Source organism: Paralysiella testudinis (genome assembly GCF_016894345.1).
Taxonomy (GTDB): domain Bacteria; phylum Pseudomonadota; class Gammaproteobacteria; order Burkholderiales; family Neisseriaceae; genus Paralysiella; species Paralysiella testudinis.
On record NZ_CP069798.1, the window covers coordinates 1,359,750 to 1,374,525 of the forward strand.

16 protein-coding genes are annotated in these 14,776 nt (G+C 55.4%); 15 read left to right on the forward strand and 1 reads right to left on the reverse strand.

All coding sequences use genetic code 11. From position 1 onward, the window contains the following. The first annotated feature begins 28 nt into the window (after positions 1–28). From JQU52_RS07015 to JQU52_RS07060, 10 genes are all read left to right on the forward strand, one after another. Positions 29–901: an EamA family transporter gene (locus tag JQU52_RS07015; RefSeq protein WP_230340401.1), complete on the forward strand. Its 873-nt coding sequence runs from the start codon at positions 29–31 to the stop codon at positions 899–901. A gap of 51 nt (positions 902–952) precedes the next feature. Continuing rightward, on the forward strand, positions 953–1,177 hold the full coding sequence (locus tag JQU52_RS07020) for a sulfurtransferase TusA family protein (RefSeq protein ID WP_230340541.1): 225 nt from the start codon (positions 953–955) through the stop codon (positions 1,175–1,177). 240 nt (positions 1,178–1,417) lie between these two features. Beyond that, complete coding sequence (gene pyrC, locus JQU52_RS07025; RefSeq protein WP_230340402.1) at positions 1,418–2,458, forward strand: dihydroorotase; 1,041 nt, start codon at positions 1,418–1,420, stop codon at positions 2,456–2,458. Further along, a complete protein-coding gene (locus tag JQU52_RS07030) occupies positions 2,448–3,089 on the forward strand; it encodes a hypothetical protein (protein WP_230340403.1) in 642 nt (213 codons plus the stop codon). The genes pyrC and JQU52_RS07030 overlap by 11 nt, the downstream gene beginning before the upstream one ends. Before the next feature lie 13 nt (positions 3,090–3,102). After that, the gene (locus tag JQU52_RS07035; protein WP_230340404.1) at positions 3,103–3,948 is read left to right on the forward strand and encodes a YwqG family protein; all 846 of its coding nucleotides are present in this window, start codon (positions 3,103–3,105) and stop codon (positions 3,946–3,948) included. 18 nt (positions 3,949–3,966) lie between these two features. Next, positions 3,967–4,575, forward strand: coding sequence for a lytic transglycosylase domain-containing protein (locus JQU52_RS07040; RefSeq protein WP_230340405.1), 609 nt, complete (start codon positions 3,967–3,969; stop codon positions 4,573–4,575). Positions 4,576–4,719: 144 nt separating this feature from the next. Continuing rightward, positions 4,720–6,102 carry an MFS transporter gene (locus JQU52_RS07045; protein WP_230340406.1) on the forward strand — a complete coding sequence of 461 codons (1,383 nt, stop codon included), beginning with the start codon at positions 4,720–4,722 and terminating at the stop codon, positions 6,100–6,102. A gap of 3 nt (positions 6,103–6,105) precedes the next feature. Then, positions 6,106–6,606 (forward strand): single-stranded DNA-binding protein, encoded by a 501-nt coding sequence (locus JQU52_RS07050; RefSeq protein ID WP_230340407.1) that lies wholly within the window; start codon positions 6,106–6,108, stop codon positions 6,604–6,606. 383 nt (positions 6,607–6,989) lie between these two features. Continuing rightward, positions 6,990–7,466: a transcription elongation factor GreA gene (greA, locus tag JQU52_RS07055; RefSeq protein ID WP_230340408.1), complete on the forward strand. Its 477-nt coding sequence runs from the start codon at positions 6,990–6,992 to the stop codon at positions 7,464–7,466. A 223-nt stretch (positions 7,467–7,689) separates the two neighbouring features. Further along, positions 7,690–8,136 carry a DUF4149 domain-containing protein gene (locus JQU52_RS07060; protein ID WP_230340409.1) on the forward strand — a complete coding sequence of 149 codons (447 nt, stop codon included), beginning with the start codon at positions 7,690–7,692 and terminating at the stop codon, positions 8,134–8,136. 66 nt (positions 8,137–8,202) lie between these two features. On the opposite strand, the gene yhbY is transcribed toward JQU52_RS07060, so the two are convergent. Beyond that, a complete protein-coding gene (gene yhbY / locus JQU52_RS07065; RefSeq protein WP_230340410.1) occupies positions 8,203–8,487 on the reverse strand; it encodes a ribosome assembly RNA-binding protein YhbY in 285 nt (94 codons plus the stop codon). A gap of 161 nt (positions 8,488–8,648) precedes the next feature. Here yhbY and JQU52_RS07070 point away from each other — a divergent pair, with 161 nt between their 5' ends. From JQU52_RS07070 to JQU52_RS07090, 5 genes are all read left to right on the forward strand, one after another. Continuing rightward, entirely contained in the window at positions 8,649–9,269 is a 621-nt protein-coding gene (locus JQU52_RS07070) for an RlmE family RNA methyltransferase (RefSeq protein WP_230340411.1), read from the forward strand. Between the two features lie 69 nt (positions 9,270–9,338). Continuing rightward, a complete protein-coding gene (gene ftsH, locus JQU52_RS07075) occupies positions 9,339–11,399 on the forward strand; it encodes an ATP-dependent zinc metalloprotease FtsH (protein WP_230340412.1) in 2,061 nt (686 codons plus the stop codon). A gap of 67 nt (positions 11,400–11,466) precedes the next feature. Continuing rightward, positions 11,467–12,324, forward strand: coding sequence for a dihydropteroate synthase (gene folP / locus JQU52_RS07080; RefSeq protein ID WP_230340413.1), 858 nt, complete (start codon positions 11,467–11,469; stop codon positions 12,322–12,324). Positions 12,325–12,601: 277 nt separating this feature from the next. Further along, positions 12,602–13,942 (forward strand): phosphoglucosamine mutase, encoded by a 1,341-nt coding sequence (gene glmM / locus JQU52_RS07085; RefSeq protein ID WP_230340414.1) that lies wholly within the window; start codon positions 12,602–12,604, stop codon positions 13,940–13,942. A gap of 123 nt (positions 13,943–14,065) precedes the next feature. Further along, entirely contained in the window at positions 14,066–14,764 is a 699-nt protein-coding gene (locus JQU52_RS07090) for a DedA family protein (protein WP_230340415.1), read from the forward strand. The last annotated feature ends 12 nt before the right edge of the window (positions 14,765–14,776 follow it).

Genomic DNA, 14,776 nt, shown 5'->3' on the forward strand with positions numbered 1-14,776 from the left:
GGGCTATACACTATTTTCAGAAGTGGATATGGACATCAAAGACAGCTTAATCGCCCTGGCCGTGATTGTGGTGTGGGGCGTGAATTTTTATTTTATGAAGCTGGCGCTGCATGAAGTGTCGCCCATGGTGCTGGGGATGCTGCGTTTTGTGTGTGTGCTGCTGCCTGCCGTGCTGCTTATCCGCCGTCCGCCGGTGCGCTGGTATTGGCTGGCGGCTTATGGCACCACCATCAGCTTTGGCCAATTCGGCTTTATGTTTACCGCTTTGAGCGTGGGCATGCCCACCGGGCTGGCGGCCTTGCTGGTGCAGGCGCAGGTGTTTTTTACCGTGTTGATTGCGGCCTTATTGCTGCATGAGCCGGTGAAGCCCAATCATTTGCTGGCGATTGTGATTGCGGCAGCGGGCTTGCTGTTGATTGGTGTGGGCCAATACAGCGGGGCGATGCCGCTGGCGGGGCTGATGTTGGTGTTGTGTGCGGCGTTTTCGTGGGCCTTGGGCAATATTGTGGTGAAGCGCATCGGGCGGGTGAATCCCTTAAGTTTGGTGGTGTGGGGTAATGTGTTTACGCTGATTCCGTTTACGCTGGTGGCGTTGTGGCAGTTTGGCGCCGAAGGTGTGTGGCAGCAAATCAGCCACATGAGCTGGCGCGGCTGGGCGGGGGTGTTGTTTTTGGCCTATGTGGCCACTTTGGTGGGCTATGTGGGCTGGGGCGGTTTGTTGTCGCGCCATCCGGCCAGCAAAATCACCCCTTTGGCCTTGTTGGTGCCGGTGATTGCGTTGGTGGTGGCGCGGCTGCTGCTCAACGAGCAATTAAACCATTGGCATTGGCTTGGTGTGGCGGTGGTGATGGCCGGGCTGGCGGTGCATGTGTTTGGCGCGCGCCGGTGGCGTGGCGTATAATCGGCCAGTTAAGCACGATTGAACTCGGGAGCCGTGGTGGCCGCTACAAACATTGATCAAACGCTGGATGTGACCGGGCTGAAATGCCCGTTGCCGATTTTAAAAGCCAAAAAAGCATTGGCGCTAATGAATGCGGGGCAGGTGCTGCAAGTGCTGGCCACCGATGCCGCCGCGCCCGACGATTTTGCCGCCTTTTGCCGCCAAACCGGCCATGTGTTGCTGGCCGCTGATGCGCTGGAAAGTGGTGTGTTTGTGTTGGTGGTGCAGCATAAATAAAGCCTAATATCAATCCTAAAAAATAACCTAACTGCGTTGGCTCGCCTTGTCGTACTATTCGTACTGTCTGCGGCTCAACTCAAAGAGAACGATTTACTAGGGTGCTGAAGCACCAAGTAAATCAGTTCCGCCTTGTTATCTTATCTTTTAGAATTGATATAACGCTGCCTGAAACAAAAATAATTTGTTTCAGGCAGCCTTTTAATCCATTCCCGCCTCATTTTGATAAAGCCAAACGCCATGCAAACCCTCACCCTAATCCGCCCCGATGATATGCACCTGCACCTGCGCGATGGCGATGCGCTGCGTGCGGTATTGCCGTTTACCGCCCGCCAAATGGGGCGTGCGGTGATTATGCCCAACTTAAAACCGCCGGTGGTGAGCGTGGCGGATGCCTTGGCTTACCAACAGCGCATTCAAGCCGCCTTGCCCGCAGGCAGTCGTTTCCAGCCCTTGATGACGCTGTACCTCACCGACAAAACCACGCCCGCGCTGGTGCGCGAGGCCAAAGCGGCAGGGATTGTGGCGTTTAAACTTTATCCGGCCGGTGCCACCACCAATTCCGACTCCGGCGTTACCGATTTATTCAAACTGCTGCCGGTATTGCAGGAAATGGCGGCGCAACAACTGCTGTTTTTGGTGCACGGTGAAGTAACCGACCCCGAAATCGATATTTTTGACCGCGAAGCGGTGTTTATCGAACGCATCTTGCAGCCAGTGTTGGCGCAAGTGCCGGATTTGAAAGTGGTATTCGAACACATCACCACCGCCGAAGCGGCGCAGTTGGTGATGGCTGCGGGTAACAATGTGGCCGCCAGCGTTACCCCGCAGCATTTGCTGCTCAACCGCAACGACTTATTGGTGGGCGGTATCCGCCCGCACCACTATTGCCTGCCGGTGCTGAAACGCGAAAACCACCGCCGCGCCTTGGTGGCCGCGGTAACCGGCGACAAAGCGCACAAATTCTTTCTCGGCACCGACAGCGCTCCCCATGCCCAGCACGCCAAAGAAAACGCCTGCGGTTGCGCGGGCATGTTCAGCGCCCATGCCGCCATCGAGCTTTATGCCGAAATTTTTGAACGCGCCGGTGCGCTGGACAAACTCGAAGCGTTTGCTTCAAAAAACGGCGCCCGTTTTTATGGGCTGCCTGAAAACAGCGACACGATTACTTTGCTTAAACAGCCGCAAACCATCATGAGCAGCATCGCCTACGGCCACGAAAAACTGGTGCCGATGCGGGCGGGCGAAACCGTGGCTTGGACAGTGCGTTATGATAACTAAAATCCCACCAACCCTATTGCGCCAAGCCGTCTACACTTTATTGCTGGGCTTGGTCGCCTGTGCTACACCATCCAAACAGGCCGCCGCACCGGCCAGCGCCGTATTCACTTGGCAAGATGAGCTGTGCGACTACCAAGGCCATTACCGCCCGCAGCAGGTATCGGCGCGGCAGTTGAACGATGCGGTTACATTAATCTACCAATTCAACAGCCTGGCCGATGTGCGCGCCACGGATGGCGTTGACAAAGTACGCCGGGTTTACGAAGCCCATTTGCAACGCTTGCAGCAGCTCACCTTGCCGCCTTCGCCCGAGTTGGAAAAACTGCGGCGGCAAAAAGCGGCACAAAGCCGTTTCTTTTACGATTTGGCGCTGGTGGAAGCACGCGCCCTAAGTGCAGGCGACATGCGTGTATTGCAGCAATTTGCCCCCGCACGCCAAGTGTGCACCAGCCAATGGCAGCAATTGGCTGCCGCTCCCAACAGCCGCGATGCTTGGCGGCAATGGCACAATTGTGCCAACCATTTACAGCCGGGCGTGCAGAGCGAGCAAAGTGAACGCGACCATCAGGCAGTGCAACGCGCGTTTCGTGCGCAGTTGTTCAACATCAAGTCGGAATGCAGTGAACCCTGAAACGAAGCCTGTTATGGATAAACAAGCCTTAATGCAACACTTGGCCGCGCACGGCCTGCAAAACTATGCCCAAGCTGCGGCACCGTTTGCGCGCCAAGCCATTACATTGACAGCAGTGCCCGCTGAAGCGATGGCCGTGGGTGCCAGCCGCTTGGGCGGCGAGCCGGATTTGCCCGACGATATGGCGTGGCCGTATGCGGGCGATAAGCCGATGGCCTTGATTGCGCAAATCAATTTTGCCGAAGCCAAACCCTTTGATGCCGACAACAAGCTGCCTGAAAGCGGCATATTGTATTTGTTTTACGAAGCCGAAGAGCAGCCGTGGGGCTATGATCCGCAACACAAAAGCGGCTTTCAGGTAGCCTATTACGCCGGTGATAACGCCGCTTTGCAACGCCGCACGGCGCCGGCGGATTTGGCGGAATACTGTCGTTTTTCAGCCGCCGCGCTGCGCTTTGGCAGCCGTACCGAGCTGCCAGATCCTTATAGTTTCCTGATGCGCGACTATGCGATGGATGACGACGAAAACGACGCTTGGTGGTATTGGCGAGGTGAACAGCCGGAGCCGTTTCACAAGCTCTTGGGGCATTCCGACAATATTCAAGGTGATATGGAGCTGGAATGCCAATTGGTGAGCCACGGCCTTTATTGCGGCAACAGCAGTGGCTACGAAGACCCGCGCCGCGCTGAGTTGGAAGCCGGTGCCGGCGATTGGGTATTGCTGCTGCAAATCGATAGTGAAGAAGCACATTGCGGTATGATGTGGGGCGACAGCGGGCGGCTGTATCTGTGGATACGGCAGCAAGATTTAGCCGCCAAAGCGTTTGAGCGCTGTTGGCTGGTGTTGCAGTGTTATTGATGTGGTGAAACGCACGGAATGTCTTTGCAAATTAATTTAAAACGCCGCCAACTGCTGGCGGCTTCGGCCTTGGCGCTGGTGCCGTCTTGGGCTGTGGCCGGGGCGCAGCGTGAAGAAACCCTGTCGGATGACGTGGCTTCGGTGATGCGCCAGGCGGTGAATAATGTCAACCCGCCGCGGCTGGTATTTGCCAGTGCTGCCGAAGGCCAGCGCTGGCTGAATGAAATGTCGTTGCGGCTGGCGCGTTTTGTGGCCGATGAATATGGCCGCAAACGGTTGCTCACCAATATCCACTACGAATCGGCTCGTGCCGGGCTGGATACGCAGTTGATTTTGGGGCTGATTGAAGTGGAAAGCGCGTTTCGCCAATACGCCATTTCCGCCGTGGGCGCGCGCGGGCTGATGCAGGTGATGCCGTTTTGGCAGCGCCACATCGGCACCCCCGAGCACAACCTATTTGATGTGCGCACCAATTTGCGCTACGGCTGCACCATCTTGCGCCACTACCGCAATCTGGAGCGCGGCAATATGACCCGGGCGCTGGCGCGCTACAACGGCAGCCTTGGCCGCTCGGTGTACAGCGATGCGGTGATTGGCGCGTGGCAGCGGCGCTGGCAGTGGAGTTAAAAAAATAAGCTAAGGCTGCCTGAAATAATAGCAATGCGTAGGTTGGATGCAAAAATCCGACTTATAACGACTTCTATCGGCGATGATGTAATAAAAAATAAGCGGGCAAGGCTGCCTGAAGCCGTATTAATCTGAATAAACTTTATGTCAAAACACAATACCACCACCATGCAGGCCGCGGAAATGCGCGCCAGCGTGGCTTTATCGGCCATTTATGCCCTGCGTATGCTGGGCATGTTTTTGATGTTGCCGGTGTTGGCGCTGTATGCCGCCGGCCTGCCCGGTGCCGAGAATAAACCGGCACTAATCGGCTTGGCCATGGGCATGTACGGCTTAACCCAAGCCTTGCTGCAATTGCCGCTGGGCATGGCGTCCGACCGCTTCGGGCGCAAAAAAGTGATTTATCTGGGCTTGGCGGTGTTTGCGTTTGGCAGCTTTATGGCCGCCATGGCCACCAGTTTGGAAATGCTGGTGTTGGCGCGGGCAGTGCAGGGCGCAGGCGCGGTGAGTGCGGCGGTGACCGCGCTGCTGGCCGACTTAACCCGCGAAGAAGTGCGCACCCGCGCCATGGCCATGATTGGCTTGAGCATCGGTGTCACCTTTTCGGTAAGCCTGGTCTTGGCGCCGCTGTTTAACCACTGGATCGGCGTGCCGGGCATTTTTGTGCTCACTGGCGTGCTCACGGTGTTGTCGATGCTGGTGGTGCGCTTTATGGTGCCCGATCCGGTGCACAGCAAACTGCATGAAGATGCCGAAGTGCAGCGCGGCGAGCTGGGCACGGTGCTGCGCAACCGCCAGCTGCTGCGGCTGAATTTCGGCATTTTTGCCTTGCACGCGGCGCAAATGGCCTTATTTGTGGCCTTGCCGTTTATGTTGGTGCATTTGGGCTTGGCCAAATCGGCGCACTGGCATATTTACCTGCCCGCCACCATGGTGGGCTTGGTGTTGATGGTGCCGGCGATTATCTACGGCGAAACCCGCAACCGCTTGAAAACCGTATTTGTGGCCGGCATTGCCGCCATTGCACTGGCGCAGCTGGGTTTGGCTGCCGGATTGGCATCGCTGTGGGCGGTGTTGGCGTGGATGGTGTTGTATTTTATCGGCTTTAATATTTTGGAAGCCACCCTGCCATCGATGGTGTCGAAAATTGCGCCCACGCGGCTCAAAGGTACGGCGATGGGGGTGTACAATACCGCCCAATCGATTGGCCTGTTTGTGGGCGGTGCTGCCGGCGGCTTGATTTGGCAGCATTTCGGCACCAACGGCGTGTTTGTGTTTTGCAGCGGCTTGATGTTGTGCTGGCTGCTGCTGGCGGCCACCGCCCCGGCACCGCAGCCGGTGCGCAACCTGATGTTTGCCGTGGGCGCCGCTTGGCAGGGGCGCGAAGACGGGTTACAGTCTGCCCTATTGCAACTGGCTGCCGTGCAGGCGGTGAGCATTAGTGCTGACGGCCAAACCGTGTATATTAAAGCATTACAGCAAGGCTTCGACCGTGAAGTCGCAGAAAAACTGATTATGGGAGTGTGATTGATGTCTGTAAATAAAGTAATTTTGGTCGGCCGTCTTGGCCGCGACCCGGAAGTGCGCTATATGCCCAACGGCGAAGCCGTGGCCAATTTTTCCATCGCCACCGACGAGCAATGGAAAGACCGCGACGGCAACCGCCAAACCCGCACCGAATGGCACAACATCACCCTTTACCGCAAACTGGGCGAAATTGCCGGGCAGTATTTGCGCAAGGGCGGTTTGGTGTACATCGAAGGGCGTATTCAGAGCCGCAAATACACCGGTAAAGACGGCGTAGAGCGCACCGCCTACGAGATTATCGGCAACGAAATGAAAATGCTCGGCAGCAAGAGTGATAATGCCGGTGGCGGCAATTATCAAGAGCCGCAAGGCGGTGATTACGGCCAGTCCCAATCCTACAACGCCCCCGCGCCTGCAGCGGCACCGCCCGCTGCCCCGCGCCGCCAAGAAAATCGCCCGGCACCGGCACCGGTGGACGATATCGACGACGATATTCCGTTTTAACTTTGATGACTAAAATAGTACGCCGCTAAATGTTTTCAGGCAGCCTTAAGGCTACCTGAAACAGAAACACGGCAAAGATTGCTATTTTACGGCGGTCTGTTACAATGGCCGCCATTGAATTTACGCGCAAGCCGCCTACCCATTGGCGGCTTGCCTTTTTATTGTAGAAAACAGCCCCGGCCAGCGTTGCCATTATATAGTGGATTAAATTTAAATTAAGACAAGGCGGAGAGCCGCAGACAGTACAGGTAGTACGGAACAGAGTTTGTTGGCGCTTTAGCGCCTTACAAAATCGTTCGCTCTGCGCTAAGGCGAGCCAACGCAGTATTAGTTTAAATTTAATTCACTATTCGGGCTGACAGTGGTATTTGGAGAACTTGAAGATGCAAAAAATCCCCTTAACCGTACTGGGTGCCGATATGCTCAAGCAAGAGCTGCAACAGCTCAAAAGCGTGGCGCGCCCGTCGGTAATCGAAGCGATTGCCGAGGCGCGCTCGCACGGCGACTTATCGGAAAACGCCGAGTATGAAGCGGCCAAAGAGCGCCAAGGCTTTATTGAAGGCCGTATTGCCGAAATCGAACACAAATTGTCGCTGGCACACATTATCGACCCCAAGGAAATCCATGCCGAAGGCAAGGTGGTGTTCGGCTCCACCGTTACCCTGCAAGATTTGGATAACGAAGAAGAAGTGGTGTACCAAATTGTGGGCGAAGACGAAGCCGATATCAAGCAGCGCAAAATTTCCGTAGGCTCACCCATCGCCCGTGCCTTGATTGGCAAGGAAGAGGGTGATGTGGCCGAAGTGCAGGCGCCGGGCGGCGTGCGCGAATATGAAATTGTGCAGGTGCAGTATTTGTAAATGCAAGGATGTTAATCCGCCACACCAATAGCTGATGTAACACAAAACCGGGCAACAGAATGCCCGGTTTTGTTTTGTGGTGCATTGACAAGTGAAAGCGTAAGCGCCAAGATGCCGAAGTTAATGTTTTGAAACAGTAAAAAATAATTTGCATGGCATGTGTTGTCAATGTTTACCATCATGCCGTACAAATTAATCCCTACCCGAAGCAAAGGAGGCGGTTTTGCTGAAACGCATATTGGCAGTGCTGTTGGGCCTGTGGTTGGGTGCCCAGCTAACCATAGGCTATGTAGTGGCACCGGTGCTGTTTGCCCAGTTGCCGAAAATAACGGCTGGGCATATCGCCGGTATTTTATTTGCCTATCTGTCTTATTTCGGCTTGTTGGTGTGGGCGTGGGCGGGGTATACCGGACGGCTTAAGCAAGAGCGCAGTTTTTTGAAAAGCAACAGCCTACGCTTGATTGGCTTGCTGTGGATTTTGTTGGCTGTAAACCAATGGCTGGTTACGCCGGTGATTAATGCCTTGAAACAGGAAAGCAGCCATTGGCTGCTCAGCCTTACCGGCGGCGGTTTTGCGCTGTGGCACGGTATATCCAGCAGCTTGTTTTTACTGGTGAGCTTGTTGGGGATTTATTTGGTGTTTAAATTATTGCGGTTTGAATGGCATTAATATGATGCATACAAACAAAAAAGCTTTTCAGGCTGCCTGAAAAGCTTTTTTGTTTGCATCGCTGGCTTATTGCTCCGGCTTGGGGCGAAACAGCACCAGTTGTTTGCCGATATGCTGTACCAGCAGCGCCTCGGTGGCTGCGCACAGGGCTTCGGCCACGGCCAGCCGTTCGGTGCGGTCGTCGCCGGCTACCTGTACTTTAATCAGCTCGTGGGCGGCGAGATTGCGTTCGGTTTCCTGGATAATGGCATCGGTGAGGCCGTGCTGACCCACCATCACCACCGGATTGAGGTGATGGGCGCGTGCTTTCAGGGCGGCAATGTCTTTGGTCGACAATGAAATCGGGTTCATGGTGTGTTTTCGGCAAGGTTTCAAAAACGCGTATTTTACCCGAGTTTGGTGCCGCAATCTGTTTCGAAGGGCAGAAATATATCTCTGCCGCACCGTTTTGTCTGTTTTGAAGCCCGGTTTCAGGCTACAATGCGGCCTGTTTGATTTTCATTTGCTATTTCATGGCCGTCCGATCCAAATCTTCCAGCGCGTGGCTCAATGAGCATGTCAACGATTACTATGTGCATCTGGCGCAAAAAGACGGCTATCGCGCGCGCGCGGCGTATAAATTACTCGAAATCAATGAAAAAGACCGCCTACTCAAGCCGGGTGTGGTGGTGGCCGATTTGGGCAGTGCGCCGGGCAGTTGGTCGCAGGTGGCGGCCAAATTGGTGGGTGCGCAAGGCGAGGTGTTTGCCTTGGATATGTTGCCGATGGAAGCCATTGCCGGGGTGTCGTTTATCCAAGGTGATTTTCGCGAAGACAATGTGCTGGCCGAATTTGAAAAACTGCTGGCCGGGCGTATGCCAGACCTTGTAATTTGCGATATGGCGCCCAATATGAGCGGGAACAATGTTACCGATCAAGCCAAAAGCTTTTATCTGGCCGAATTGGCTTTGGATTTTGCCGCCCGGCATTTGAAAAGCGGCGGCGATTTTTTGGTTAAGGTGTTTCAAGGCGCGGGTTATACCGAATACATGGCCGCCATGAAAGCCGTGTTCGCCCAAGTACAGGTGCGCAAACCCAAGGCTTCGCGTAATCGCTCCAATGAAATTTATTTATTGGGTCGCAACAAGCACTGACAAGCGGCCGCACCTTCACTACAATCGTTTATTTGCAGCACACATTTATCACCCTAGGAGTTTGTGACAGTGGGGAATACCGTAAAAAATCTTTTGGTCTGGCTGGTGCTGGCGGTGGTGTTGATGGCCGCCTTCAATGCCTTAACCGATAAAAAAGAAAGCAAACAACAAATCGAATATTCGCAGTTTATCCAACAGGTGAACGGCGGTGAGGTGGAAAACGTCAACATCGAAGGCTCGGTGGTGAGCGGCTACACCATCAAAGGCGTGCGCACCGACAAAACCGAGTTCTTTACCAATGCCCCGCTGGACGACAATTTAATCAGCACCTTGTTGGACAAAAAGGTGCGCGTGAATGTGATTCCGGAAGAGAAAAGCATTCTGGGCAGCATTCTAATCAGCCTGTTGCCGGTGATTTTGCTGATTGCCGTGTGGCTGTATTTTATGCGCTCGATGCAGGGCGGTGGCGGCGGCAAGGGCGGGGCGTTTTCGTTTGGTAAAAGCCGCGCCAAATTGCTGGATAAAGACACCAACCACGTAACCTTTGCCGATGTGGCCGGTTGCGATGAAGCTAAAGAAGAAGTACAGGAAATTGTCGATTACCTGAAAGCGCCATCGCGCTACCAAAGCTTGGGCGGCCGTGTGCCGCGCGGTATTTTGCTGGCCGGCAGCCCCGGTACCGGTAAAACCTTGCTTGCCAAAGCCATTGCCGGCGAAGCCAAAGTGCCGTTTTTCAGTATTTCCGGCTCTGATTTTGTGGAAATGTTTGTCGGCGTGGGCGCCAGCCGCGTGCGCGATATGTTTGAGCAGGCCAAGAAAAATGCACCTTGCATTATCTTTATTGATGAAATTGATGCCGTGGGTCGCCAGCGCGGTGCCGGTTTGGGCGGTGGCAACGATGAGCGCGAGCAAACGTTAAACCAATTGCTGGTGGAGATGGACGGCTTTGAAAGCAACACCACGGTGATTGTGATTGCCGCCACCAACCGCCCGGATGTATTGGATCCGGCCTTGCAACGCCCGGGCCGTTTCGACCGCCAAGTGGTGGTGCCGCTACCGGACATCCGCGGTCGCGAGCAGATTTTGAAAGTGCACGCCAAAAAAGTGCCGTTGGACAGCTCGGTGGATTTGCCCACTTTGGCACGCGGCACCCCCGGTTTTTCCGGTGCCGATTTGGCCAACTTGGTGAACGAGGCCGCGTTGTTTGCCGGCCGCCGCAATAAAACCAAGGTCGACCAGAGCGACTTTGAAGACGCCAAAGACAAAATCTACATGGGGCCGGAACGGCGCAGCATGGTGATGCACGAAGACGAGCGTCGCGCCACTGCCTACCATGAATCCGGCCATGCCATTGTGGCCGAAAGCCTGGCCGGTACCGATCCGGTGCATAAAGTCACCATCATGCCGCGTGGCCGTGCGCTGGGACTGACTTGGCAATTGCCTGAGCGCGACCGCATCAGCATGTATAAAGACCAAATGCTGAATCAGATTTCGATTCTGTTTGGCGGGCGCATTGCCGAAGACCTGTATGTGGGCCGTATTTCCACCGGCGCTTCCAACGACTTTGAACGCGCCACCCAAATCGCCCGCGATATGGTGACCCGTTACGGCATGTCCGACAAAATGGGGCCGATGGTGTATGGCGAAAACGAAGGCGAAGTGTTTTTGGGGCGCTCGGTAACGCATTCGCAAAACATTTCCGAAGCCACCATGCAGCAAGTGGATGCCGAAATCCGCCGCATTATTGATGAACAATACAAAGTGGCTTACGACATTCTTAACAGCAGCCGCGATAAAATGGAAACCATGACCAATGCATTGATGGAATGGGAAACCATCGACCGCGATCAGGTGCTGGAAATCATGGATGGCAAAGCGCCGAGCCCGCCGAAAGACTACAGCCACAATCTGCGCCAGGATGATGACAACACGCCTGATAGTGCAGCACCGGTGGCGGCAGGCACAGCAGCGATTCCTGCAGGCGGTGATGCGGTGGTGGGCGGTGCCGACAGCGCCACCATCGGCCCGGAGGCCGACCCGCAGCCGCAGCCCAATCCGCAAGGGCCGCAAAGCGGTGATGTGGTGAGCGGTGGCGAAGGGCAACACCAACCGCCGCGGCACAACGGTTAAACTATTCAAACGGCAGCCTTGGCTGCCGTTTTTGGTTTCAGGCAGCCTTAATATAAGCAATAACATCATGAATTCTTTTCCTTACTGGCAATGCGGCCGTTTTCAAATCGATTTGTCCACTCCGAAGATTATGGGCATCGTCAACCTTACCCCCGATTCTTTTTCCGACGGCGGGCGCTATTCCACTTCGCTTCAGGCAGCCTTGGCCCATGCACAGCGCTTGTGTGACGAAGGGGCGGCTATTTTAGACATTGGCGGCGAATCCACCCGACCGGGTGCCGCGGCGGTGTCGCCGCAAGAAGAGTGGGCGCGGGTGGCGCCGGTGCTGGAGGCGCTGCATGGCTGGGGCGTGCCGATTACCTTGGATACCCGCCGCACCGAAATCATGGCCAAGGCCTTGGCGGCAGGCTGGGTAGACGGCATTAATGATGTGGCGGCACTAGAAGATGCGGGTGCATTGGATTTATTGGCGCAATATCCGCAAACCGGCGTGTGCCTGATGCACATGCAGGGGCTGCCTGAAACCATGCAACAGCAAGCCGACTACGCCGATGTGGTGGCCGAAGTGGCCACTTATTTGCAGCAGCGGGTGCAGCATTGCGTGGCCGCGGGCATCGCCGCTGAGCGCTTGGTCACCGATCCCGGCTTCGGTTTCGGCAAAAACCTGGCGCACAATACGGCTTTGATGCAGCAGTTGCGCCACTGCGCCCAAACCAGCGGCCGCCCGCTGTTGGTGGGCGTTTCGCGCAAACGCATGATTGGCGAGCTAAGCAGTGAAAACGAAGCGACCAATCGGGTGGCGGGCAGTGTGGTGGCAGCGGTGGCCGCAGTAGCACGCGGCGCGGCGATTGTGCGCGTGCATGATGTGGCCGCCACCCGCCAAGGTTTGCAGGTATGGGCGGCTTTGGGCGGCAATTTGCCCTAAGAGTCTGTTCACAATCTTTATATTGTGCTGCTTTCAGTGCATAAACACGCGCATGCGGCGTTAAAAATGCGCGCCAAAGCTGGCTTTGGCTGTACTTTTTGCCTTGCCTCCACCCGTTTCTATAGCTGATTTGGCACGGAAATCAGCTACAAAAAAGATCGTGAACAGGCTCTAAACGCAGCCTGAAACGGGCTTTTATCCTAAATGGCTGGTCATCATCAGCGCGCTGTTCTAAAATGAGCACACCCTAAAATCAGGCGTATTTTAAAGAAGCAAAATGAGCAAAAAATATTTCGGCACCGATGGCGTGCGCGGCGAAGTAGGGCAACACCCGATTACCCCTGAATTTGTGATGAAACTGGCCTATGCCGCCGGGCAAGTGCTGGTGAAGCACGGTCTTGATCACCGCCCTACGGTTTTGATTGGCAAAGACACGCGCATTTCTGGCTATATGCTCGAAGCAGCGATGGAAGCGGGCTTTACCGCCGCCGGGGTGAACGTATTGCTCACCGGCCCCTTGCCCACGCCTGGCGTGGCCTACCTTACCCGGGCCCTGCGCCTGGATTGCGGGGTGATGATTTCCGCCTCGCACAATGTGTATTCCGATAACGGCATTAAGTTTTTTGCCGAAGGCGGCGTGAAGCTTACCGATGCGGTGGAGCTGGAAATCGAAGCACAACTGGATGCGCCGATGCAAACCGTGGCTTCCGACTTTTTGGGCCGTGCCCGCCGCATTAATGGCGCCGACGACCGTTACATCGAATTTTGTAAATCCACCTTTCCCAATGATTTGAATCTGCGCGGCTTAAAGCTGGTGGTGGATACCGCCAATGGCGCCGGTTATCACGTGGCGCCGAAAGTGTTTCATGAGCTGGGTGCCGAGGTGGTGAGCATCGGTGCCGAGCCCAATGGCTACAACATTAATTTGAAAGTGGGAGCCACCCACACCAAAGCCCTGCAAGCGGCGGTGCTGCAAAATGAGGCCGATTACGGCATCGCGCTGGACGGCGATGGCGACCGCCTGATGATGGTGGACAAAGTGGGTAAAGTTTACGACGGCGACAGCCTGATTTACGTGATTGCCAAAGCCCGCGCCGCTTCAGGCAGCCTTAAAGGCGGCGTGGTGGGCACGGTGATGACTAATCTGGCGATGGAATTGGCATTACAAGAGCGCGGCATTGAATTTGTGCGCGCCAAAGTGGGCGACCGCTATGTGCTGGAGCAATTATTGCAGCGCGGCTGGCAAGTGGGCGGCGAAGCTTCCGGCCATGTGCTGTGTATGGATAAACACAATACCGGCGATGGCATTGTGTCGGCCTTGCAGGTATTGGCCGGGCTGCAAACCCTGCAACAAGATTTGGCCACAGCGCTGGCCGATTGGCGCCCGTTTCCGCAAACCATGATTAACGTCAAAATCCGCAAAGGCCAAGACTGGCAAAGTGCCGCCGATCCGGTGGCCGCCGCAGTAGAAGCTGAATTGGCAGGTAAAGGCCGCGTGGTGCTGCGACCCTCCGGCACCGAGCCGGTGGTGCGGGTGATGGTGGAAGCGCAGCAGGCCGATGTGGCCAAGCAGGCAGCCGAAAAAATCGCCCGCGTCATCGAAACTGTCAGCGCATAAGCGCAACTGAGCAGGTCGGATGCTTAAATCCGACACTGGTTCGCAGAACAAGATGCTTCCCCAAATGCTCATCTTTGATAAAGCAGCAATCGTTTATTTTAATTCAGGAAAGCCCGGCTTTTTATGTTCAGCCTGTTAGAAGCCTTTTTTACCCAATACGGCTATGCGGCGGTGTTTTTGGTGCTGGTGGCTTGCGGTTTTGGCGTGCCGGTACCGGAAGACGTCACTTTGGTTACCGGTGGCGTGATTGCCGGGCTGGGGCACGCCAATGTGCACACCATGTTTGCGGTGGGCATGGCCGGGGTGTTGGTGGGCGATGGGCTGATGTTTACTGCCGGGCGCGTTTACGGGCATAAAATTTTGCGTTTCCGCTTTGTGCAGCGGGTGATGACACCCAAGCGCTATGCACAAGTGCAGGAAAAATTTGATAAATACGGCAACCGCGTGCTGTTTGTGGCGCGTTTTCTGCCCGGCTTGCGCACCCCTATCTACATCACCGCCGGCATCAGCCGCAAGGTGTCCTATTGGCAATTTTTGCTGATGGACGGCTTGGCGGCGCTGATTTCAGTACCGATTTGGGTGTATTTGGGCGCGTACGGCGCTGAAAATATCGACTGGCTGATGCACAAAGTACACCAATTCCAAACCGGCTTATTTGTGCTGATTGGCATTGGCGCGGTGTTGTTGGGCTGGTGGTGGTGGAAAAAACGCCAGCGCTCGCTGTTTTTTAAAACCCAAATCGGCAAAATCCGCGCCCGCCGCCAAGCCAAAAAGGCGGCCAAAGCACAACAAGCCGATACCGATCACCACACCGACTCTTAAAACACCGCGGCC